The sequence below is a fragment of the Telluria sp. LT2P34 genome (assembly GCF_059685915.1).
Map to the genome: position 1 here is coordinate 168,887 of NZ_JCASIN010000005.1, position 23,561 is coordinate 192,447.

Annotated in this window: 19 protein-coding genes and 1 pseudogene; all 20 read left to right on the forward strand. The window is 63.3% G+C overall.

The window, feature by feature from the left end; genetic code table 11:
* Positions 1–2: 2 nt before the first annotated feature.
* A complete protein-coding gene (gene rsmH, locus AC56KZ_RS15165) occupies positions 3–965 on the forward strand; it encodes a 16S rRNA (cytosine(1402)-N(4))-methyltransferase RsmH (protein ID WP_497163142.1) in 963 nt (320 codons plus the stop codon).
* On the forward strand, positions 965–1,240 hold the full coding sequence (gene ftsL, locus AC56KZ_RS15170) for a cell division protein FtsL (protein ID WP_497163011.1): 276 nt from the start codon (positions 965–967) through the stop codon (positions 1,238–1,240). The genes rsmH and ftsL overlap by 1 nt, the downstream gene beginning before the upstream one ends.
* Positions 1,241–1,299: 59 nt before the next feature.
* The gene (locus tag AC56KZ_RS15175) at positions 1,300–3,024 is read left to right on the forward strand and encodes a peptidoglycan D,D-transpeptidase FtsI family protein (protein WP_497163143.1); all 1,725 of its coding nucleotides are present in this window, start codon (positions 1,300–1,302) and stop codon (positions 3,022–3,024) included.
* Entirely contained in the window at positions 3,024–4,559 is a 1,536-nt protein-coding gene (locus AC56KZ_RS15180; protein ID WP_497163012.1) for a UDP-N-acetylmuramoyl-L-alanyl-D-glutamate--2,6-diaminopimelate ligase, read from the forward strand. Before AC56KZ_RS15175 ends, AC56KZ_RS15180 begins: the two co-directional genes overlap by 1 nt.
* On the forward strand, positions 4,559–5,929 hold the full coding sequence (locus AC56KZ_RS15185) for a UDP-N-acetylmuramoyl-tripeptide--D-alanyl-D-alanine ligase (RefSeq protein WP_497163013.1): 1,371 nt from the start codon (positions 4,559–4,561) through the stop codon (positions 5,927–5,929). The genes AC56KZ_RS15180 and AC56KZ_RS15185 overlap by 1 nt, the downstream gene beginning before the upstream one ends.
* Positions 5,930–7,099, forward strand: a complete 1,170-nt coding sequence (gene mraY / locus AC56KZ_RS15190; RefSeq protein ID WP_497163014.1) for a phospho-N-acetylmuramoyl-pentapeptide-transferase — start codon at positions 5,930–5,932, stop codon at positions 7,097–7,099.
* Positions 7,099–8,625 (forward strand): UDP-N-acetylmuramoyl-L-alanine--D-glutamate ligase, encoded by a 1,527-nt coding sequence (gene murD / locus AC56KZ_RS15195; RefSeq protein WP_497163015.1) that lies wholly within the window; start codon positions 7,099–7,101, stop codon positions 8,623–8,625. The genes mraY and murD overlap by 1 nt, the downstream gene beginning before the upstream one ends.
* Entirely contained in the window at positions 8,625–9,839 is a 1,215-nt protein-coding gene (gene ftsW, locus AC56KZ_RS15200) for a putative lipid II flippase FtsW (protein ID WP_497163016.1), read from the forward strand. The genes murD and ftsW overlap by 1 nt, the downstream gene beginning before the upstream one ends.
* Before the next feature lie 8 nt (positions 9,840–9,847).
* Entirely contained in the window at positions 9,848–10,927 is a 1,080-nt protein-coding gene (murG, locus tag AC56KZ_RS15205) for an undecaprenyldiphospho-muramoylpentapeptide beta-N-acetylglucosaminyltransferase (protein WP_497163017.1), read from the forward strand.
* The gene (murC, locus tag AC56KZ_RS15210; protein WP_497163018.1) at positions 10,927–12,333 is read left to right on the forward strand and encodes a UDP-N-acetylmuramate--L-alanine ligase; all 1,407 of its coding nucleotides are present in this window, start codon (positions 10,927–10,929) and stop codon (positions 12,331–12,333) included. The genes murG and murC overlap by 1 nt, the downstream gene beginning before the upstream one ends.
* A complete protein-coding gene (locus AC56KZ_RS15215) occupies positions 12,330–13,286 on the forward strand; it encodes a D-alanine--D-alanine ligase (protein WP_497163019.1) in 957 nt (318 codons plus the stop codon). Before murC ends, AC56KZ_RS15215 begins: the two co-directional genes overlap by 4 nt.
* Before the next feature lie 4 nt (positions 13,287–13,290).
* The gene (locus AC56KZ_RS15220; protein WP_497163020.1) at positions 13,291–14,112 is read left to right on the forward strand and encodes a cell division protein FtsQ/DivIB; all 822 of its coding nucleotides are present in this window, start codon (positions 13,291–13,293) and stop codon (positions 14,110–14,112) included.
* 11 nt (positions 14,113–14,123) lie between these two features.
* Positions 14,124–15,356, forward strand: a complete 1,233-nt coding sequence (gene ftsA / locus AC56KZ_RS15225) for a cell division protein FtsA (RefSeq protein WP_497163021.1) — start codon at positions 14,124–14,126, stop codon at positions 15,354–15,356.
* Between the two features lie 148 nt (positions 15,357–15,504).
* Positions 15,505–16,698, forward strand: a complete 1,194-nt coding sequence (gene ftsZ, locus AC56KZ_RS15230; RefSeq protein WP_497163022.1) for a cell division protein FtsZ — start codon at positions 15,505–15,507, stop codon at positions 16,696–16,698.
* 141 nt (positions 16,699–16,839) lie between these two features.
* The gene (locus tag AC56KZ_RS15235; RefSeq protein WP_497163023.1) at positions 16,840–17,346 is read left to right on the forward strand and encodes a peroxiredoxin; all 507 of its coding nucleotides are present in this window, start codon (positions 16,840–16,842) and stop codon (positions 17,344–17,346) included.
* A 106-nt stretch (positions 17,347–17,452) separates the two neighbouring features.
* The gene (locus AC56KZ_RS15240) at positions 17,453–18,295 is read left to right on the forward strand and encodes a DMT family transporter (protein ID WP_497163144.1); all 843 of its coding nucleotides are present in this window, start codon (positions 17,453–17,455) and stop codon (positions 18,293–18,295) included.
* Between the two features lie 215 nt (positions 18,296–18,510).
* Positions 18,511–18,945 (forward strand): PAS domain-containing protein, encoded by a 435-nt coding sequence (locus AC56KZ_RS15245; protein ID WP_497163024.1) that lies wholly within the window; start codon positions 18,511–18,513, stop codon positions 18,943–18,945.
* 553 nt (positions 18,946–19,498) lie between these two features.
* Positions 19,499–21,322, forward strand: coding sequence for a M2 family metallopeptidase (locus AC56KZ_RS15250; protein WP_497163025.1), 1,824 nt, complete (start codon positions 19,499–19,501; stop codon positions 21,320–21,322).
* Positions 21,323–21,461: 139 nt separating this feature from the next.
* A pseudogene (locus AC56KZ_RS15255) lies at positions 21,462–22,622 on the forward strand (IS30 family transposase).
* A 483-nt stretch (positions 22,623–23,105) separates the two neighbouring features.
* A complete protein-coding gene (locus AC56KZ_RS15260; RefSeq protein WP_497163026.1) occupies positions 23,106–23,444 on the forward strand; it encodes a hypothetical protein in 339 nt (112 codons plus the stop codon).
* Positions 23,445–23,561 lie beyond the last annotated feature (117 nt).

Consider the following 23,561-nt stretch of genomic DNA (forward strand, 5'->3'; position numbering starts at 1 on the left):
CGATGACGATTGCGAACACGGTGCCAGAGTTCCTGCATCGCACGGTGCTGCTCGACGAAGCGATCGCCGGCCTCAACCTCGAAGAGGGTGGGCGCAAGGATGGTGTCTATATAGACGGCACCTTCGGACGCGGCGGCCACAGCCGCCTGCTGCTGTCGCGCCTGGGGCCAAGCGGCCGCCTGATCGCTTTCGACAAGGATCTGCAAGCCATCGCCACGGCCGAGCAGATCGACGACCCACGATTTTCGATTGTCCACGACAGCTTCGCGACGATGGGCGCCAGCCTGGCCGCGCGCGGCATCGCCCAGGTCGACGGCATCCTGCTCGACCTCGGCATTTCGTCGCCGCAGGTGGACGATGCCGCGCGCGGCTTCAGCTTCCGCAACGACGGCCCGCTCGACATGCGGATGGACACGACCCGAGGAATCTCGGCCGCCGAGTGGATTGCCACGGCGACCGAACAAACACTGGAAAAGGTAATACGCGAATATGGGGAAGAACGGTTTGCTTTTCAGATTGCAAAGGCGATTGTTGCTCGCCGGGCAGTCGAACCAATTTCAAGCACACGACAGCTTGCCGCAATCCTGGCAAACACGGTCAAGACTCGGGAAAAGGGCAAGGATCCGGCCACCCGTACCTTTCAGGCTATCCGGATTTTCATCAATAAAGAGCTTGAGGACCTCGAGGCTGGGCTGAGCGCCGCTTACGCGATGCTGCGTCCCGGCGCGCGCATGTCCGTCATCAGCTTCCATTCCCTCGAAGACCGCATGGTCAAGCAATTTTTGGCAAGCAAGGCCAATGTGCCGCAGCCGGACCGCCGCCTGCCGATCCGCGCGGTCGACCTGCCGCAGCCGCAGATGAAGCTGGTCGCCAAGATCAAGCCGTCCGATGCCGAGGTGGACGCCAACCCGCGCGCCCGCTCGGCGGTGCTGCGCGTGGCCGAGCGCCTGGAGGATGCATCTTAATGAGCAGCAACAAGCTCAACATCTTCCTGGCGGCCGGCCTGGTTGCCTGCGGCCTGACCCTGGTCAACGCGCGCTACCAGGTGCGCCAGCTGACCACCGAGCTCGAGCGCATGCAGGGGCAGTCGCGCCAGCTCGACATCGACTGGGCCCAGCTCCAGCTGGACCAGTCCACCCTCGGCAAGAACGAGCGCATCGAACAGATCGCGCGCACTGAACTGAACATGACGCCGCTGACGCCCGCCCGCACCCAGTACCTGACCGAGGGCGCACCGTGAAGCGCGACAAACCCTTCAGCAACAGCAGCGGCAGCGGCCGCGTGGCCGCCTCGAAAGGCATGGCGTTCTCGAAAAGCCCGGTGCTGGCCGTGCGCCTGCCCGACTGGCGTTCGCGCGTGATGCTGTTCGTGCTGTTCGCCGCCTTTGCCGCACTCGGCGCGCGCGCCGTCTGGCTGCAGGCGATGTCGACCGGCTTCCTGCAAAAGCAGGGCAAGAGCCGCTACGAGCGCACGCTCGACATGCCGGCCACGCGCGGCAAGATCATGGACCGCAACGGCCAGGTGCTCGCGTCCTCGCTGCCGGTGAAAGCCGTATGGGCTTTGCCGGAAGACGTGCTGGCCTCGCCGCCGGAAAAAATCACGGAACTGGCGCGCCTGCTGGAGATGCCGGAAGCGCAGATGCGCAAGAAGCTCGACTCCGACCGCACCTTCGTCTATCTCAAGCGCCAGGTGGAGATGGATGTCATCGCCAAAATCGAGAAGCTGAAGATTCGCGGCATCGACACCAGGAAAGAATACAAGCGTTTCTACCCGCAGGGCGAAGTTATGACCCACATGGTGGGTTTTACCAACGTCGAGGACATCGGCCAGGAAGGCATGGAGCTGGCCCAGCAGAAAACGCTGGTCGGCACGCCCGGCAGCCGCCGCGTCATCAAGGACCGCCTCGGGCGCGTGGTCGAAGACCTGGGCATCGTGCGCGTGCCGCACGACGGCAAGGACCTGACCCTGTCGGTCGACAGCAAGCTGCAATACATCGCTTTCACCAGCGTCAAGAACGCGGTCGAGAAATTCAATGCCGACGCCGGCGGCGCCGTCGTGCTCGACGTGCAGACCGGCGAAGTGCTGGCCATGGCCAACTACCCGACCTACAACCCGAACGACCGCAGGAAGCTGACCGGCGCCCAGCTGCGCAACCGCGTCATCACCGACACCTTCGAGCCCGGCTCGACGATCAAGCCGCTGACGGTAGCTCTCGGCCTGGAGACCAAGCGCATCACGCCGAATACCGTGTTCGACACCGGAGGCGGGCGCATCGTCGTTGGCGGCAAGACGATCCGCGACCTGCACCCGAAGCCGATGCTGACCACCAACGGCGTGATCCAGAAGTCGTCGAACGTCGGCGTGGTCAAGATCGCGCAAATGATCCCGCCGCAGCAGATGTGGGAGCTGTACACCAAGGTCGGCTACGGCCAGGCGCCGCGCTTCGGTTTCCCGGGTCCGACCGCTGGCCGCGTGCGCCCATGGAAATCCTGGAAGCCGATCGAATACGCGAACATGGCCTTCGGCCACGGCCTGTCGGTGTCGCTGCTGCAGATGGCGCGCTCGTACATGATTTTCGCCCGCAATGGCGACATCATCCCGCTCTCCTTCGTCAAAGTGACCGAAGAGCCGGTCGGCCAGCAGGTGATCTCGCCGAAGACCGCGGCGCAAGTGCGCACCATGCTCGAATCGGTGGTCGGCCCGGAAGGCACGGCCTCCAGGGCCCAGGTGCCGGGCTACCGCGTGGGCGGCAAGACCGGCACCGCCGAGAAGATCGTAGCCGGCCGTTATTCGAAAACCGACAACATCGGTTATTTCGTCGGCATCGCGCCGATGTCCAAGCCGCGCTTCGTGATCGCCGTCATGGTCGACAACCCGCGCGGCGCGCTGCGCCAGGGCGGCAACGTCGCTGCGCCGACCGCCGCCGACCTGGCCGCGAATGCGCTGCGCGCCGCGAACATCGTGCCGGATTCGTCGGTCACCGACATCATCATTCCCGAAATCCCACTCGAGGAGGGCCTGTGATGCTTCCAGCTCACCACGACATCGCACGCTGGGTCGTCGCTGCCGCACCCGGCGGCAAGCTCGTATCCGACTCGCGCCAGGTGGCGCCGGGCGACGTCTTCTTTGCCTACCCCGGCGATACGGCCGACGGCCGCCGCTTCATTCAAGCCGCGCTCGACGCCGGCGCCGCCGCGGTGGTCTATGACGACACCGGTTTCGCCTGGGACGAGAGCCTGGCCGTGCCGCACCTGGCCGTGCCCGGCCTGAAGCCGCAGGCTGGCCGCATCGCCCACGCCTGCCTCGGCCAGCCCGACGCCGACATGTTCACCGTCGGCGTGACCGGTACCAACGGCAAGACCTCGATCGCGGTCTGGCTCGGCCAGGCGTTTGCCAAGCTGGGCGAGACCGCCGCCGTGATCGGCACCCTGGGTGTCGGCGTCTACAAGGGCAGGGCCGAAGCGGAGTTCATCGAGACCGGCTACACCACGCCCGACGCGGTGCTGCTGGCCAGCCGCCTGGCCGCCGTGCGCGAAGCCGGCGCCCGTACCCTCGCCATCGAAGTGTCGTCGATCGGACTCGAGCTGGGACGTACGGACGGCATGCATTTCGACGTCGCGATCTTCACCAACCTGACGCGCGACCATCTGGACTTCCACGGCGACATGGCCAGCTACGAATCGGCCAAGGCGAAACTGTTCGCCTGGCCCGACTTGCAGCATGCCGTCATCAACCTCGACGATCCGGCCGGGCAACGGCTGGTCGCGCAACTGCGCGCCACCAACCCGACCCTGGCGCTCACCGGCTACACCCTGCACGACGCCGCCACCCAGCCGGCCATCGACGGCGTCGCCATCCTGCGCGCTACAAATAAACGCAGCCGTCCGGCGGGCAGCGAATTCCAGCTCGAATCAAGCGCCGGCAGTGCGGTCGTGAAAACCCAGCTGGTCGGCCACTTCAATATCAGCAATGCGCTGGCCGTGCTGGGCGCGCTGCTGGCCAAGGGCGTGGCCCTGAAAAACGCGGTCGAGGCTCTCGAAGCGCTGGTGCCGGCCCCGGGCCGCATGCAGCAGGCCGGCGGCCAGGACGCGCCGCTGGTCGTCATCGACTACGCGCACACGCCGGACGCGCTGGAAAAAACCCTGGGCGCGCTGCGCCAGGTGGCGGACGAGCGCCATGGCCAGTTGTGGTGCGTGTTCGGCTGCGGCGGCGACCGCGATCCGGGCAAGCGCCCGCAGATGGGCGCCGTCGCCCAGCTGGCCGACCAGGCGATCGTCACCAGCGACAACCCGCGCAGCGAGGAGCCGGCCGCCATCATCGAACAGATCGTCGCCGGCATGGACCCGGCGCAGGCAGCTTCGCGCATGCAAACCATCGAAGACCGCGCCACCGCCATCCTGTCGGCCGTGAAGAACGCGGGCAAGGCGGACGTCATTTTGCTGGCCGGGAAGGGCCACGAGCCCTACCAGGAAATCAAGGGCCGCAAGATGCCGTTTTCCGACGCCGACCACGCCGCGCTGGCCCTGTCCGCGCGCATGACCATGATGAGGAATAGCTGATGCGCGGTTCGCTCGCAGACATCGTTGCGTCCATCGACGGCGCCAGCATCACCGCCGATGCCGCTTTCGAGTCGGTGTCGACCGACAGCCGCAAGGCCGGCGCGGGCGCGCTGTTCGTCGCCCTGCGCGGCGAGAACTTCGACGCCCATGACTTCCTGGCGCAGGTCGCCGCCAACGGCGCCGCCGCCGTCGTCGTCGAGCGCCTGCCGGAAGGCTGGACGCTGCCGGCGCTGGTCGTGCCCGATACGCTGGTCGCGCTGGGACGCATCGCCAATGCCTGGCGCCGCCGGTACGCGCTGCCCCTGATCGGCGTCACCGGCAGCAACGGCAAGACCACCGTCAAGGAAATGATCGCCGCAATCCTGGCCGCCGCGGTCGGCGAGCAAGCGCGCCTGGCAACCCAGGGCAACCTGAACAACGAGATCGGCGTGCCGCTGACCCTGATGCGCTTGACAAGCGCGCACCGCGCCGCTGTCGTCGAACTCGGCATGAACCATCCGGGCGAGATCGGCCGCCTGGCCGCGATTGCCGAGCCGACCGTCGCGCTGGTGAACAACGCCCAGCGCGAGCACCAGGAATTCATGCACACCGTGGAAGCGGTGGCGCTGGAGAACGGTTCCGTGTTCAAAGCGCTGCCAGCAAATGGCGTGGCCGTCTACCCGGGCGACGACATCTATACGCCGCTGTGGCAAGGGCTGGCGGCAGGTTGCCGCAGCATGACTTTCGGCCTGAGCGACAGCTGCGACGTGCGCGCCAGCTTCACCAGCACCGGATTTGGTAACAATTTGAAAGTCACGGCCCCGGACGGCGCCTTTGCGGTAAAACTGGCCGCAGCCGGCGAGCACAACGTCCGCAACGCGCTGGCCGCGATTGCCTGCGCGCTGGCGGCGGGCATCGATCAGGACACGATCGTGCGCGGGCTGGAAAGCTTCGCGCCGGTGGGTGGGCGCCTGCAGCGCAAGCAGGCCGCCAACGGCGCGGTCGTCATCGACGACACCTACAACGCCAATCCGGATTCGATGCGCGCCGCGATCGACGTCCTGGCAGCCTATCCGGCGCCGCGCCTGCTGGTCATCGGCGACATGGGCGAGGTCGGCACGCAGGGCCGCGAGTTCACCGAAGAGATCGGCGCCTATGCGCAAGCGCGCGGCATCGAGACGGTGCTGGCGACGGGCGAACTCTCACGCCACCTGGTGGCAACGGGCGCACAGCATTTCGAGCAGTTCGACGCATTATTGGCAGCACTGGACCAGCAACTGGGCGGCAATTCTGAGGCAACTGTGTTGGTGAAGGGCTCGCGTTTCATGAAGATGGAACGCGTCGTCAATCACCTGATTGGTTCCACAAACACTGGCAAGGACGCCCACTAAATGCTTCTCTGGCTTGCACAATACCTTCAGGACTATATCGGTCCGATGCGTGTCTTTAACTTCATCACTTTCCGCGCGGTGTTCGCCACGATTACCGCGATCGCGCTCGGCCTGTTCACGGGACCGGCCGTCATCCGCAAGCTCACCGAGATGAAGGTGGGGCAGGCGGTGCGCACCCAGGGTCCGCAGACCCACCTGAAAAAACACGGCACCCCGACCATGGGCGGCGTGCTGATCCTGATTTCGATCGCCATCTCCACGCTGCTGTGGTGCGACCTGTCGAACCGCCTGATCTGGCCGGTGCTGATCGTCACGCTCGGCTTCGGCGCCGTCGGCTGGGTCGACGATTACCGCAAGGTGGTCTACCAGGACCCGGAAGGCATGCGCTCGCGCGAAAAATACTTCTGGATGTCGCTGGTCGGCCTGACCGCCTCGCTGTATCTGGCGTTCTCGGTTTCGGCCTCGACGCCATGGGGCGTGGCGCAGCTGTTCTGGGCCTGGGTGCAGTCCGGCTTCTCGCTCGACCTGCCGCCAAAGGCCGACCTGATCGTCCCCTTCTTCAAGACCATCAGCTATCCGCTGGGCGTGTGGGGCTTCATCGCGCTGACCTATTGCGTGATCGTCGGCACTTCGAACGCCGTCAACTTCACCGACGGCCTCGATGGCCTGGCGATCATGCCGACCGTGATGGTGGGCGGCGCGCTAGGCCTGTTCGCCTACCTGACCGGTAACGTCGTGTATTCGAAATACCTGCTCATTCCCTATATCGCCGGCGCCGGCGAGCTGATGATCTTCTGCGGCGCAATGGCGGGCGCGGGCCTGGCCTTCCTCTGGTACAACGCCCACCCGGCACAGATGTTCATGGGCGACGTCGGGGCCCTGGCCCTGGGCGGCGCGCTCGGCACCATCGCCGTCATCGTGCGCCAGGAAATCGTCCTGTTCATCATGGGCGGCGTGTTCGTCGCCGAAACCCTGTCGGTGATCATCCAGGTGACCTGGTTCAAGTACACCAAGAAGCGCTACGGCACCGGCAGGCGGGTATTCCTGATGGCGCCCCTGCATCACCATTTTGAACAAAAGGGCTGGAAAGAGACCAAGGTCGTGGTCCGCTTCTGGATCGTGACGATGGTGCTGGTCCTCGTCGGTCTCTCCACCCTGAAGCTGCGCTGATGAATTACGACGGCAAACTCGCACTGGTCTTGGGGCTCGGGGAATCCGGGCTCGCGATGGCGCAATGGCTGCACCGTTGCGGCGCGCGCGTGCGCGTGGCCGATACGCGTGCAGAGCCGCAGCGCCTGGCCGCGCTGCGCGAGACCGTGCCCGCTGCCGAATTCGTGGCCGGCAACGCAGTTGACGGAAAATTCACCGCCGCACTGGTCGAAGGCGTTGATTTCGTGGCCGTCAGCCCGGGGCTGGCGCCGAACAAGGAACTGGCCGAGATCATCCCGGCCGCGCAGAACGCGAACGTTCCGCTCTGGGGCGAAATCGAACTCTTCGCGCAAGCCCTGGCCGCCTTGAAGGCGGAGCGCGGCTATGCGCCGAAGCTGATCGCGATCACCGGCACCAACGGCAAGACCACGGTCACCAGCCTCACCGGCCTGCTGTGCCGCCGCGCCGGCCTGGAGACGCGCGTTGCCGGCAACATCAGCCCGGCCGCGCTCGACGTGCTGCGCGAAGCGCTGGATGACGCCGTACGCGGAGGCGGCACGCTGCCGCAGGCCTGGGTGCTCGAATTGTCGAGCTTCCAGCTGCACACCACCTTCAGCCTGAACGCCGATGCCGCGACCGTCCTGAACATCACCCAGGACCATCTCGACTGGCATGGCGACATGGCAGCGTATGCCGCCGACAAGGCGCGCATTTTTGGCGCGGACACGATCCGGGTGCTGAACCGCGACGACGCGACCGTCATGGCCATGGCCGCGCCGGGTGCGCCAGTCACCACCTTCGGCACCGGCGAACCGGATGCGCCGGGCGCCATGGGCCTGGTCAATGAGCGCGGCGTGCTCTGGCTGTCGACCGCCATTGCCGGCGAAACTGTCGAGAAAAAACTCAAAAAAGGCGAAACCGCGCCGGCCGTCGAATTCAGCGTGAATCGCCTGATGCCGGCCGACGCCCTGAAAATCCGCGGCATCCACAATGCCTCGAATGCGCTGGCCGCGCTGGCACTGTGCCGCGCCGCGGGCCTGCCGCTGGCGCCCCTGCTGCACGGCCTGCGCGAGTATGCCGGCGAGCCGCACCGCGTGGAACTGGTCGCCACCATCATGGATGTCGATTACTACGACGACAGCAAGGGCACCAATGTCGGCGCCACCGTGGCCGCCTTGCTCGGCCTCGGCAAAGCCTTTGTCGGCGACAACCAGCAGATCGTGCTGATCGCCGGCGGCGACGGCAAGGGCCAGGATTTTGCGCCGCTGGCCGAGCCGGTGTCGCGCCATGTGCGCGCCGTGCTCCTGATCGGGAAAGACGCCGCGGCTGTGCGCGCGGCGATCGAACCGTCCGGCGTGCCGTGCTTCGACATGGATGACCTGCCGCAGGCCGTGCGCCGCGCCGCGGGTCTTGCGCGCACGGGCGACTGCGTGCTGCTGTCGCCGGCTTGCGCCAGTCTCGACATGTTCACCAATTACGCGCACCGCGCGCAGGTGTTCGTCGATACCGTGCGCGAGCTCGCTTTGGATAAGGGAGTGGAAATCTGATGGCTTTCCAGCTGCCCTTCAAATTCCTCGGTGCCAGCGCCGACGCCGTCTCCGAGCGCGCGCGTCCGTCGAAAATGATGGATTACGACCAGCCCCTGGTCTGGATCACGCTGATCCTGATGCTGTTCGGGATGGTGATGGTGTACTCGGCCTCGATCGGGCTGCCGGACTCGCCCAAGTTCACCAACCTGAACGGGCGCCACGAGTACTTCCTGTACAAGCAGGCCGCATTCGTGATCGCGGCCATCATTGCCGCGTATGTCGCTTTCCGCTTCCCGGTCGCGTTCTGGCAGAAGATGGCGCCGGTGATGTTCGTCGCGACCCTGATCCTCCTGATCCTGGTGCTGATTCCTGGCGTCGGCGTGGTCGTCAACGGCGCGCGGCGCTGGCTGTCCTTCAAGCTGTTCCAGGTGCAGCCGTCCGAAATCATGAAGATCGTCGTGGTGCTGTACGCCGCCGACTTCACGGTGCGCAAGCAGCAGTTCATGCACAAGCTGACCAAGGGTTTCATGCCGATGGCCTTCGCCGTCGGCGTGGTCGGCATGCTGCTCCTGCTCGAGCCGGACCTGGGCGCCTTTGGCGTGATCGTCTGCATCGCCATGGGCATCCTGTTCCTGGGCGGCTTCAACATGATCTGGTTCGGCGGCATCGGCGCCATCCTGGTCGTGGTGTTCTCCTCGATCATCGCGCTCTCGCCCTTCCGCCGCGCGCGCATGTTCGCCTACCTCGACCCGTGGCAGGAAGATAATGCGCTCGACAAGGCCTACCAGCTGACCCATTCCTTGATCGCCTTCGGGCGCGGCGAGATCACCGGCGTCGGCCTGGGCAACAGCGTCGAGAAGCTGCACTACCTGCCGGAAGCGCATACCGACTTCATCATGGCCGTGATCGGCGAAGAGCTGGGCCTGATCGGCGTGCTGATCACGCTGGCGATGTTCTACTGGCTGGTGAAACGCGCCTTCGACATCGGCCGCCAGGCCATCGCCCTCGACCAGTTCTTCGCCGGCCTGGCCGCGAAAGGCATCGGCATCTGGATCGGCGTGCAGACCTTCATCAACATGGGCGTGAACCTGGGCCTGCTGCCCACCAAAGGCCTGACCTTGCCCCTGATGAGCTACGGCGGCTCGGGCGTCCTGATCAACTGCGTGGGTCTCGCGATCCTGCTGCGCATCGACTACGAAAACCGTGTGTTGATGCGGGGAGGACGAATTTGAACAAGCCAATGAAACGCTTGATGATCATGGCGGCCGGTACCGGCGGCCATATCTTCCCCGGCGTGGCGATCGCCCAGACCATGCGCGAGCGCGGCTGGGAAGTGAGCTGGCTCGGCACCGCGCACGGCATGGAAGGCGAGTTCGTGCCGAAGCACGGCATCCCGATGGACACCATCGATTTCGCCGGCCTGCGCGGCAAGGGCATCGGGCACTCCGTCAAGGGCGTCTTCAAGATGGTCGCCGCGTTTGGCGCCTGCCTGCGTTACCTCGGCCAGCGCAAGCCCGACGTCGTGCTCGGCATGGGCGGCTATGTCACCGTCCCCGGCGGAATGATGGCGCGCGTGCGCGGCATTCCGCTGGCGCTGGTGAATGCCGACGCTGCGCTGCTGTTGTCGAACAAGACGCTGGCGCCGCTGGCGTCCCGCGTGCTGTTCGGCTTCCCGGCGAATTTCGGCGCCGCTGCCGGCAAGGCCGTCGTCACCGGCAACCCGGTTCGCCAGGCCATCCTCGACCTGCCGGCGCCCGTCGCACGTTTTGCCGGGCGCAGCGGTCCCTTGCGGGTGCTGGTCGTCGGCGGCAGCCTCGGCGCGAAGGTGCTCAACGACAGCGTGCCGGCTGGCCTGGCCCTGATCGACGCGAATGTGCGTCCCGTCGTGACCCACCAGTCGGGCAAGAAAAATATCGACGCCTTGCGTGCGGCCTATGCCGCCGCCGGCGTGCAAGCGACCGTGGTCGATTTCATCGACGACATGGCGTCCGCCTATGCGGCCGCGGATTTGGTAATCTGCCGCGCCGGGGCGATTACCGTGTCCGAGCTGACGGCGGCCGGCGTGGCCAGCGTGCTGGTGCCGTTTGTTGCCAGCACCACCGGCCACCAGCGCGACAATGCGGTCTGGATGGCGGGGCAGGCCGCTGCCGTCCACCTGCCGCAGGGCGAATTGTCGGCCCAGCGCGTGGCCCAGCTGCTGCAGGGTTTGACGCGCGCGGCTTGCCTCGAGATGGCAGGGGCGGCGCGCTCCGTAGGAAAACGCGACGCGAACGAACAAATAGCGAATGTGCTGGAACAACTGACGAAGAAACAACAGTAATGAAACATAAGATCAAGCACATTCATTTCGTCGGCATCGGCGGCAGCGGCATGAGCGGCATCGCCGAAGTGCTGCTCAATCTCGGCTATAAAGTGTCGGGCTCCGACCTGTCGAGCAATGCGGCCAGCAACCGCCTGAAGGACCTCGGCGCGCGCGTCTACCTGGGCCATGCCACCGATAACATCCTCGGCGCCGACGCCGTCGTCACCTCGACCGCCGTGAACGAGGCGAACCCGGAAGTCATCGCCGCCCGCGCCGCGCAAGTTCCCGTGGTACCGCGCGCGATCATGCTCGGCGAACTGATGCGCCTGAAGCGTGGCATCGCGATTGCCGGCACCCATGGCAAGACCACCACCACCAGCCTGGTCGCTTCGGTGCTGGCCCAGGGCGGGCTGGACCCGACCTTTGTCATCGGCGGCAAGCTGACCAGCGCCGGCGCCAATGCCAAGCTGGGTACCGGCGACTACATCGTGGCCGAGGCCGACGAGTCGGATGCCTCCTTCCTGAACCTGTCGCCGATGATCGAAGTGATCACCAACATCGACGCCGACCACATGGAGACCTACGAGCACGACTTCGAAAAGCTGAAGGCCGCTTTCGTGAACTTCACCCACCGCCTGCCGTTCTACGGCCGCGTCATGCTGTGCATCGACGACCGCCACGTGCGCTCGATCCTGCCGCAGGTGACGAAACCGGTCACCACCTACGGCTTCTCCGAGGACGCTCAGGTACGCGCCCTCGACGCCTACGCCGACGGCGTGCACATGCATTTCACCGTGCGCCAGGACGGCTATGCGGACACGAAATTCGTGCTGAACCAGCCAGGCATGCATAACGTGCTGAACGCCTGCTCGGCGATTGCGATCGCCCGCGAAATCGGCATCGACGACGCCGCCACCGCCCAGGGCCTGCTCGAGTTCCGCGGCGTCGGCCGCCGTTTCACCCGCTACGGCGAGGTGGCGCTGGAGGGCGGCGGCAGCTTCACGCTGGTCGACGACTTCGGCCACCACCCGGTCGAGACCGAAGTGACGCTGGCCGCGGCGCGCGCCGCCTACCCGGGCCGGCGCCTGGTGCTGGCCTTCCAGCCGCACCGCTACAGCCGCACGCGCGACCTGTTCGAAGACTTCGTCAAGGTGCTGGCCACGCCCGACGTGCTGTTGCTGGCCGAGGTGTATGCGGCTGGCGAGACGCCGGTCGTCGGCGCCGACGGCCGCGCCCTGGCACGCTCGCTGCGCGCCGGCGGCAAGGTCGAACCGATTTTCGTGGAAACCATCGCCGACATGCCCGACGCGATCCGCCAGGTGGCGCGCCCGGGCGACGTCGTCCTGACCATGGGTGCGGGCTCGATCAGCGGCGTGCCAGCAAAATTAACTGAGCAACTGACTTCTTCAAAGGTTCCATCGTGAGCGACACCATCACCAATTTCGGCAAAGTCGGCGTCCTGTTCGGCGGCCGCTCGGCCGAGCGCGACGTCTCGATCATGTCCGGCACCGGTGTGCTGCAGGCTTTGAAAAGCCGCGGCATCGATGCCCATGCCTTCGACCCGGCCGAGCGCAGCATCGCCGAACTCGCCGCTGAAAAATTCGACTGCGTCTTCATCGCGCTGCACGGCCGTTACGGCGAAGACGGCAGCCTGCAGGGCGCCCTCGAGCAGCTCGGCATTCCCTACACCGGCAGCGGCGTGATGGCCTCGTCGGTCGGCATGGACAAGATCACGACCAAGATCATCTGGCTCTCGAAGGGCATTCCGACTCCGCGCTACGCGACCGTCGTGCCTGGCGACGACCTGGACGCCATCGTGGCCGAACTCGGCCTGCCGCTGATCGTCAAGCCGCCGCTCGAAGGCTCGACCATCGGCATCACGAAAGTGGAACAGGCCGACGAGTTCGAAGCGGCGGTCAGCCTGGCCGCGGGTTTCGACGAAACCGTGCTGGCCGAGGAATTCGTCACCGGCCGCGAGTTCACCGTCGCCGTGCTCGGCTCGGGCAAGAGCGCGCGTGCGCTGCCGATCGTCGAAATCATCGCCCCGCAAGGCAATTACGACTACCAGAACAAGTATTTTACGGACGACACCCAGTACCACTGCCCGGCGCAGCTCGACGCTGCCCTGACCGCCGAGATCCAGAAGCACGCGGTCGACGCCTACCGCGCTTTGGGGTGCGAGGGCTGGGGCCGGGTCGACGTGCTGGTGCGCGAGAGCGACATGCGGCCGTTCCTGCTGGAAGTGAATACCTCGCCGGGCATGACCGGCCACTCGCTGGTGCCGATGGCGGCGCGCGCGGTGGGCATCGATTACGAAGACCTGTGCATCGAGATCCTGCGCTCGGCACGCTGCAAGATGGTAAAGGCACAAGGCTAAGACTATGTGGCATGACGTACGCGCCCTCAACGCCACCGCCAGCGCACTGCTGGCGGCGACGCTGCTCGCCGCGATCGCGTCGGGGGTGTGGTGGCTGTCGCAGCGGCCGATGTTCACGCTGCGCGAAGTGCGTGTCGAAAGCCTGTACGGCATGCAGCTCAAGCACGTGAACGAACTGACGGTACGCAACAGCGTGTTGGGCAAGCTGCGCGGGAATTTCTTCACGACCGACCTGGAGCAGGTGCGCACGACCTTCGAAGCGGTGCCCTGGGTGCGCCGCGCAACGGTGCGCCGCGAATGGCCGAGCAACCTGATCGTGGAAGTCGAAGAGCACGAGCCGCTCGGTACCTGGGGCGAAGGGCGTTTGCTGTCGGTGAAGGGCGACGTCTTCACGGCCAACCTGGCCGAGGCCGACGACGACCACGAACTGCCGGCCTTTGTCGGCCCGGCCGGCAGCGAACGGGAAGTGCTGGCGCGTTTTGCCGAACTGCGCGCCTGGTTTGCCCCGGTCAAGCTGGTGCCGCAGCAGCTGTCGCTGTCGTCGCGCTATGCCTGGACGGTGAAGCTGGACAACGGGATGAGCGTGGAGCTGGGACGCGAGCCGAACAAGAATACGATCAAGGCGCGCGTGCAGCGCCTGGTCGCGGTCTACCCGCAGCTGGTTGCAAGGCTGCAGGAAGGCCGCATCGATACGATCGACATGCGCTACCCGAACGGGCTGGCGCTGTCTTCGGCGGCATTGACGGTGCCGACGGATGCCACCAAGCCTGTGAAGGCCGCGGCAAAAAAGAAAACTCCTACTAACAAGACTACAAAGAACATCTAAGCAGGCGAGCAATGACAAAAGACGCGAAAAACCTGATCGTCGGCCTCGACATCGGCACCTCCAAGGTGGTGGCGGTGGTGGCCGAAGTGATGTCCGACGGACGCCACGAGGTGATCGGCCTCGGTCAGGCCGAGTCGAAAGGATTGAAGAAGGGCGTCGTGGTCAACATCGAGGCCACCGTCGAATCGATCCAGCGCGCGCTCGAAGAAGCCGAGCTGATGGCCGACTGCAAGATCCGCAATGTGTATGCCGGTATCGCCGGCAGCCATATCCGCTCGTTCAATTCGAGCGGCATGGTGGCGATCAAGGACAAGGAAGTCACGCCGACCGACGTCGCGCGCGTGATCGAGACGGCGAAAGCGGTCAACATCCCGACCGACCAGCAGCTGCTGCACACGGTGCCGCAGGAATTCATCGTCGACAACCAGGAAGACGTGCGCGAGCCGATCGGCATGAGCGGCATCCGCCTCGAGGTGAAGGTGCACATCGTCACCGGCGCCGTTTCGGCGGTGCAGAACATCGTCAAGTGCGTGCGCCGCTGCGGCCTGGAAGTGTCGGACCTGATCCTGCAGCCGATGGCCTCGGCCGACGCCGTGCTGACGATCGACGAGAAGGAACTCGGCGTGGTCCTGATCGACATTGGCGGCGGCACCACCGACATCGCCGTGTACTCCGACGGCGCGATCCGCCACACGGCCGTGATCCCGATCGCCGGCGACCAGATCACCAGCGACATCGCCATGGCCCTGCGCACGCCGACCAGCGAAGCCGAGGAAATCAAGCTGCGCTACGGCGTGGCAAAACAGGTATTAGCCGATCCGGGCGAAACCCTGGAAGTGCCGGGCCTGGGCGACCGCGGACCGCGTGCCCTGTCGCGCCAGGCGCTGGCCGCCGTCATCGAACCGCGCGTCGAGGAACTGTTCGCGATGGTGCAGCAGGTGATCCGCGAATCGCGCTACGAAGGCGTGCTGTCGTCGGGCATCGTCATCACCGGCGGCACCTCGATGATGCCCGGGATGATCGAAATGGCGGAAGACATGTTCCTGAAACCGACGAGATTGGGAACGCCGGACTACCGCGGCCAGCTGGCCGACGTCGTACGCAGCCCGCGTTACGCGACGGTGCTCGGCCTGTTGCTGGAAGCGAAAAAACAGCACGAACGCGGCCATATCGTGACAAGGCAGGACGGCTCGGTGAAGGCGGTTTGGCAAAGAATGAAGGAATGGTTTTTAGGGAATTTCTAAGCAGCAAGTAGACGCATTAGTTTTAACGTATTTGATTCGAAACAAAACACATATTTTTATATTACTAAGCTGTATCCAAGCGCTAGGCCTGATACCCTTATGAGGTTTGGTGCATGGATATAGCACATTGAAAATTAGGAGTGACATCATGGAGTTCGATATGGTCGATAACGCAGCACTGGGAACGGTGATCAAGGTAGTCGGCGTGGGTGGTGCAGGCGGCAACGCGGTGCAGCACATGATCAATAAAGGTGTGTCGGGCGTGGAGTTTATCGCCGCCAACACCGATGCCCAGGCGCTGGCTGCCTCGAGCGCGAACAACATCATCCAGATCGGCGAGTCCGGCCTGGGCGCGGGCATGCGTCCTGAAGTCGGCCGCCAGCTGGCCGAGCAGACCCGCATGCGCATCGAAGACTCGCTGCGCGGCGCGCACATGGTCTTCATCGCGGCCGGCATGGGCGGCGGCACTGGCACCGGCGCCGCACCGATCGTGGCCGAAGTGGCCAAGTCGATGGGCGCACTGACCGTGGCCGTGGTCTCGAAGCCGTTTTCGTACGAAGGCCAGAAGTGCATGGACATCGCCGAGGCAGGCTTGGAAGAGCTGTCCAAGCACGTCGATTCGCTGATCATCATCCTGAATGAAAAGCTGGAAGAGATCTACGAAGACGAATCGATGATCGACTGGATGAAGCACGCCGACGACGTCCTGAACAACGCCGTCGCCGGTATCGCCGAGATCATCAACGTGCCGGGTCACATCAACGTCGACTTCAACGACGTGAAAACGATCATGAGCGAACAGGGCAAGGCCATGATGGGCACCGCCACGGCCTCGGGCGTGGACCGCGCGCGCATCGCCGCCGAGCAGGCAGTCGCTTCGCCGCTGCTCGACGGTATCGACCTGTCCGGCGCCAAGGGCGTGCTGGTCAACGTCACCGCCAGCCGTGGCCTGAAGGGCAAGGAAATCAAGGAAGTCATGGCCGCCGTGCGCGCCTTTGCCGCTCCGGACGCATCGATCGCCCAGGGCATCGCCTACGACGACGCCATGGGCGACGAGATCCGCGTGACCGTGGTCGCCACCGGCCTCGGTAAAGCCAAGAAGATGCAGCTGGTGCAGCCGCAGCAGGTGCTGCGCACCGGTACCTACAACGCGCCGATGATGGGCACCGCGCCGCTGACCGGCGGCATGACCATGGGTTCGGCCAGCGTTGGCGCCGGCGACGGCATGAAGCAGCCAGCCGTGTGGCGCCGCGAGCAGGCCTCGGAGCAGGTCCGTGCGATGCAGAACAACGGTGTCGAGACTTACGACATCCCGGCCTTCCTGCGCAAGCAGGCTGACTAAGCTTTTCAAAGCTTGATAAAAACCGGGACTGGAGCATTTGCTCCAGTCCCGGTTTTTTTATGGGCCGGCCCCTCCCGTGCAAGCCTTGGCGGTATCAGGCATACTTGCAGGCTTACCAAAATAACACTTGAGGAGTAGCACATGACGATCAAGATTGGCGACCGCCTGCCGGAAGGCACCCTGGCCGAATTCATCGAAACGGAAACCGCAGGATGCTCGCTCGGCCCGAATACCTTCCAGGTCAGCGAACTGGCCAAAGGCAAAAAAATCGCCATCTTCGGCCTGCCTGGCGCCTTCACGCCCACCTGCTCGGCCAAGCACGTGCCGGGCTATGTCGCCAACGCCGACGCCTTGAAGGCCAAGGGCGTCGACGAAATCTGGTGCATCTCGGTGAACGACGCCTTTGTCATGGGCGCCTGGGGCCGCGAGCAGCAGTCGACCGGCATCGTGCGCATGATGGCCGACGGTAACGCCTCCTTCAGCCAGGCCCTCGGCCTGGACGCCGACTTCTCGAAGCACGGCATGGGCACCCGCTCCCAGCGCTATTCGATGCTGGTCGAAGACGGCGTCGTCACCCAACTGAACGTGGAGCAGGGCGGCGGCTTCGATGTGTCGAACGCCGAAACGATGCTCAAGCAACTGGGCTGATCGCCGGCTTCTGTTTTACTCAACGGCGCTGCGGCGCCGTTTTTCTTATCGACCTATGAATAAACTTGGTGGAAACCTGAGCGGCAACCTGCGCAGCATCTACGCGATGATGATCGCCGTCTTCATGTTCTCGCTGATGGACACGGCGATGAAGCTTCTCGCCGAGGACTACCCGGCGATGCAGGTGGCGGCCCTGCGCTCGCTGTCCTCGCTGCCCCTGGTGTGCGCCTGGGTCGCCTGGCGCGGCGGCTTTGCCACCATGCTGAATGTCCGCTGGTCGCTGCAGGTGTTGCGCGCTGTGGTCGGCATCGCGATGCTGGCGCTGTTCGCCTACGGCCTGAAACAACTCTCGCTGGCCGAAGCCTATTCGATCTTCTTCATCGCGCCAGCCCTGATCACGGCCCTGTCGGTGTTCGTGCTGAAGGAAAAAGTCAACCTGGCGCGCTGGATTGCGATTGCCGTCGGCATGGCCGGCGTGCTGGTCGTGCTGCGCCCGGAAGGCGGCGGCGTCCTGACCCTCGGCGGCCTCGCCATCCTCGGTTCGGCCGTGTGCTACGCGATCTCCGCGATCGGCGCCCGGGTGCTCGCGCGCAGCGACAGCAGTGCCCAGATCATGTTCTGGCTGATGCTGATGATGGCCATTGGCGCCACCGTACTGGCGCTGCCTTCATGGGTGGCGGTCGACGCGGTCCACATTCCTTTGTTGCTTGGCCTGGCCGTCAGCGGCTTCTTCGGCCAGCTGGCCATCACCGAGGCCTTCAGCCATGGCGAAGCATCGGTGGTCGCGCCTTTCGAATACTCGGCGCTGGCCTGGGGCGTGGCGATCGACTGGCTACTGTGGCAGACCCTGCCCGACGAGTACACGCTGCTGGGGGCAGCGATCATCATTGGCAGCGGGATTTACCTGATCCGGCATGAGAAGGTGCATGTGGACGCGGAACATCCATAGGGTGGGTGAAACCTCCTGCTTGTCGTGACTGCAAACGGACTCGTACTGCGCGTGTAGGGTCGCCGGCTTTCGAGCACAAGCGGACCTGGTTGTTCGTGCGAACAACTGCAAACAGTGGAGGTTTTAGCCACAATTGCCAAGGCTCACCCAGCAGCTGTCAATACACTCGGCTATCATGCGAGGTTGCGACGTGTATAACTATAGCCGAGGCCATCGTGACAAGCCAAACAACACCCCCGTCGGTAAGAAACAAGCAAACCGCCGAGCTACCCGAGCTTTCAGGGGGAGTCGTACTCTTCCGCGCACTCACTGAACACATTCCTGACGCAGCTGTCTTTGTGCTCGACCATCATTTTCGCTACGTCCTGGCAGGGGGCAGCGGGCTTCTCGACGCAGGAATGAAAGCTTCAGATTTTGAAGGAAAGTATCTTGCCGACGTAGTGCCAGATGAACTCTTGAGTCAGTACATGGCGGACTACACTGCGATTTTTGCGGGGAAGACATTCGTTCGTGAGCATTCAGTGGGCTCGAGAATGTATGTAACTCGCGGTAGATTGATCAAGGGAGTCAATGGCAAGCCTGATCTTGCTATGGCTATTTCCTACGGTATTGCTAACGACCAGCAGGTTGCGAAATTTGGGCAATTTTAGCCATTGGCTTGTATGGCCGCTTGGGTCACCAACGATCGTCCGCGGCCGGCTCGGGAGCGGATGCTACCACTGCAATCGGCCAGAAGCGGACGAGATGAAAGCCGCTTCTAAGGATCGCGGCTGGTTTCGTTGTTGTACCAACCTCGGCTTGGTGGCGGATCATTCATGATAGCGAGCGGCAGGGGGATACGAGCTGACAGTCGAACTGTCTGTGATCGCGCACTTGAGCGCGCAGGCGTTATCGGGACGCCAGTAGCGAACGAAGCAATTTTGATAGTGGACTCGCTCTGGCTCACGGAGCTGCGAATTGAAGAAATTCGGGCGTTGGACAGCATCGTTCAACCTTAAGCTTGTAGGCCCGCTCTGGGCCGAACGCCGTTGCCACGTCAGTTCAACCGCTAGAAGTAGCCACCATCGGAGCTTCCGCAGAGCCATACCCAGAGCATGGTTCAGATAGCCGGAACCGGCCGAAACTTCCTTGCAGCGGCAGCGCTTAGCTATACTGTTGGCAACCTTGTACAACAAAGCCAGCCGTCCAACAAAGGAGACAAGTTTGAAACTGCCACGCCCATCCCGCCTCGCCGCGCTGTTCGCGCTTACCGCCATCGCCGCAGCTACCAGCGCGCTGGCTGCACCGAAGGCCAAGCCGGCGGTGGCCGAGGCCGAGAAGTTTTTAGCGGCCACCGAAACCCGCTTCGCCGACGAATACGAGGACATCGTACGCGCGCAATGGATCGGTGCGAATTTCATCACCGACGACACTGAAGCGATCGCGGCCCACTTCGGGGAAAAGGCCTTGAACTCGCAGGGCGAAGCAGCCCTCGCCGCGCGCCGCTACAATGGCCTCAAGCTGAAGGATGACGCGGCGCGCAAGCTCAAGCTGCTGCAGCTGACGCTGATGCTGTCGAATCCGAAGGAGCGTGCCGACTACGCCAGCAAGCAGGCCGCCCTGTCGGGCGCCTACGGCAAGGCCAAGTACTGCCCGGCCGGGTCGCAGGATGCCTGCCTGGCGCTGGGTGAGCTGGAAAAGGTCCTGGCTACCAGCCGCGATCCTGTCAAGCTCAAGGACGCCTGGACCGGCTGGCACCAGCAGGCCCCTGGCTACAAGCAGACCTATGTCGACTATGTGGTGCTGTCCAACAAGGGTGCGCGAGAAATGGGATTCGCCGACACCGGCGCCCTGTGGCGCTCGCAGTACGACATGAAGCCCGAGCAGTTCGCCGCCGAGATGGAGCGCATGTGGCAGCAGGTCAGGCCGCTGTACGAATCGCTGCACACCTACGCCCGTCTGAAGCTGCGCCAGAACTACGGCGCGGCCGTGGTACCGGCCAGCGGTCCGGTGCCGGCCCATCTGTTCGGCAATATGTGGAGCCAGGACTGGCAGCACATCTATCCGCTGCTCAAGCCGGCGACCGGCGCAAGCAGCTTCGACCTGAGCAAAGTGCTGGTCGAGCGCAAGACCTCGGCCAAGGAAATGACGCAGTATGCCGAGCGTTTCTATACCTCGCTCGGTATGCCGAAACTGCCGCCAACCTTCTGGACGCGCTCCCTGCTGACCAAGCCGACCGACCGTGAGGTGGTGTGCCATGCATCGGCCTGGAGCCTGGACCGCCTGGACGACGTGCGCATCAAGATGTGCATCAGGCCGACCGCCGAAGACTTCAAGGTCATCCACCATGAGCTGGGCCACACCTATTACCAGCTGGCCTACAAGAAGCAGCCGATCCTGTTCCAGAACGGCGCCAACGATGGCTTCCACGAAGCCATCGGCGACACGGTCGCGCTGTCGATGACGCCAAGCTATTACCAGCAGCTCGGTTTCATGGACAAGGCGCCCGAGACCAACGCCGACATCGGCGAACTGCTGCAGGTGGCCCTGTCCAAGGTTGCCTTCCTGCCGTTTGCCTACTCGGTGGATAAATGGCGCTGGGATGTGTACGCAGGCAAGGTCAAGCCGGACGACTACGACAAGACCTGGTGGCAGCTGCGGGAGCAGTACATGGGCGTGAGCCGACCCGCGCCGATGGCCGCGGGCGGTTTCGATGCCGGCGCCAAGTACCACGTGGCGGCCGACGTACCGTACGCACGCTACTTCCTGGCCCACCTGTTGCAGTTCCAGCTGCACCGTTCGCTATGTGCTGAGGCCGGATACAAAGGACCGCTGCATCAGTGCTCCATCTATGGCAGCCAGAAAGCAGGTGCCAAATTGCAAACCCTGCTGGAAATGGGCGCAAGCAAGCCTTGGCAGGAGGCACTGAAAGCGGCGACCGGCGAAGACAAGATCGACGGCTCGGCCTTGCTGGACTATTTTGCGCCGTTGAAGATCTGGCTTGACGAGCAGAACAGGCAGTTGGCCGCTGTCGAGGTCAAGAAGTAATTCGACCAGGAGGATTGGCCGTTGAGGGGGCAGGGCAAATCACCTGCCCGCCTGTTCTTGTCGCAAGTGCAGTAGGTCTGCTACCGGCCGTGGATTCAACTGGTGAACGCAACACTCTAAGACGTATGGAGGAGTTCACATGAAGCGGAAACCTCGGATTTACTATTCGGACAGTCAAAAGGCACTGATGTGGGAACGATGGCGGCAAGGCGATTCGCTTCAAAAGATTGCCCAGCTGTTCGACCGTAATCACTCGTCTGTTATCCGGATTCTGGCGGAAACGGGTGGCATCCGTCCACCCCAAAGATGCCGCTCTCGACTGGCGCTAACGCTCGCTGAGCGCGAGGAAATATCGCGATCAGTAGTGGCTGGCCAATCGATTCGCTCCATTGCCGCTACCCTCGGACGGGCTCCGTCCACAGTCAGTCGGGAGGTCAGGCGAAACGGCGGTCTGGAAAACTATCGCGCAACCCAGGCCGACCAGCGTGCATGGGATCGAGCGCGACGTCCCAAGCCATGTAAGCTCGTGGTGAATCGGAAGCTGGCCGATATCGTCGCAGGCAAACTGCAGTTCCAATGGTCGCCGGAGCAAATCGCTGGTTGGCTAAAGCAGGCATACACGGGTGACGAGGACTTCCACGTGTCGCACGAAACGATCTACCGTAGCCTATATATTCAGGCTCGAGGCGCTTTGAAAAAGGAATTGCTCGAGCACTTGCGGCGCAGCCGAAACATGCGCCGATCTCGCCATCACACACAAAAGACCGACGACCACGGCAGGATCAATGGAACGGTATCGATCAGCGAACGGCCTGCCACTGCAGAGGATCGAGCAGTGCCCGGGCACTGGGAAGGCGACCTGCTCTTTGGCAGCCATAACAGCCAGATTGCCACCTTGGTCGAGCGCCAGACTCGTTACGTCATGCTCGTGAAAACCGCAGGCAAAGACACCACGTCGGTCGTTGATGCACTCATCTTGAATGCACGAAAGCTGCCACAGGAACTCTATAAATCACTGACATGGGACCGCGGAAAGGAAATGGCTGACCACAAGCGCTTTACTTTGGACACCCATATCCAGGTATATTTTTGCGATCCTCATCAACCTTGGCAACGTGGCTCTAACGAAAACACCAACGGACTCTTGAGGCAGTAGTTTCCCAAAGGGCTGGACCTCTCTACGTACTCGCAGGAGAATCTGGACGAGGTAGCCAGGCTACTGAACGAGCGTCCACGGAAAACTCTCAGCTACCAAACACCCGCACAGCGATTTCATGAATGTGTTGCGTCGACTGGTTGAATGCGCAGCCAACAGCGGACTTTCACGGTGAATATTCATGATGAGGTCAAACGTATGCTTCGATACGTTTTCATAAGTAGTTGCGTGTTGTGCCTTGGGGGATGCTATACCGTGAACGATGAACGGTTTGCGGCTGACATGCGCAAGCTCGTCCAACCTGGACTTGACATGGTAAGTGCGACGGCACGCCTCAAAGCTGCTGGGTTTGACTGTGATGCAGTGAGTGCAGCCCCTTCGACCACTTGCACGAAAACACGTCAAAGCCTTCTTCCTTACACGTGTGTCGAGCGGGTCAACCTTGTACCCGCTGGCGAACCTCCCGGCGTTAATCGTGTCGATATCCCACAAATCATGTGCGCCGGGCTCTAGCATCGGTGGCATGTCAAGGTCCGTAATGGGTCGTAAGCGGACCTAACCATACGTCCACGAACGGCCAAAAGCGGAGGCTCGCCCCTTGGTGCGATCTCCCTACTGACTTAGTCAATGAAAAAAATTCTATTGATCGCAGCGTTAGCACTACTCGCCGTGTATTGGGAATCAAGATTGGGTGGAGTTGAGTTTACGCTTGAGAATGCAGGATCTGAAGCGCTCCGCGGGGTCATTGTCGAGGTTACTGGTAGATCATATGAGCTTGGCGACCTGCCTCCAGGAGGCAGCGAAACGGTCGAGCTTAATGCCACCGGGGATTCGCACATTGAGTTGCGGTTTTCAAACGGCCGCCGCCTGACTATTGATTGCTACTTTGGGCCTGGCTTTGGCGGAAGCATCAAAGCAAAAGTCACATCACAAGCTGTTGTCGCTGTTGAAGATGAAATCAGCTAGCGGTCCTGTTCTGAACAAATTGAACGTCTGTTCCGGGTGGCAGTAAGCGGACCTCATCGAAGGTCCGAAAGCGGCCAAGAGCGGACTGATGACTTACGGAGGATTATGGTTTAAGCA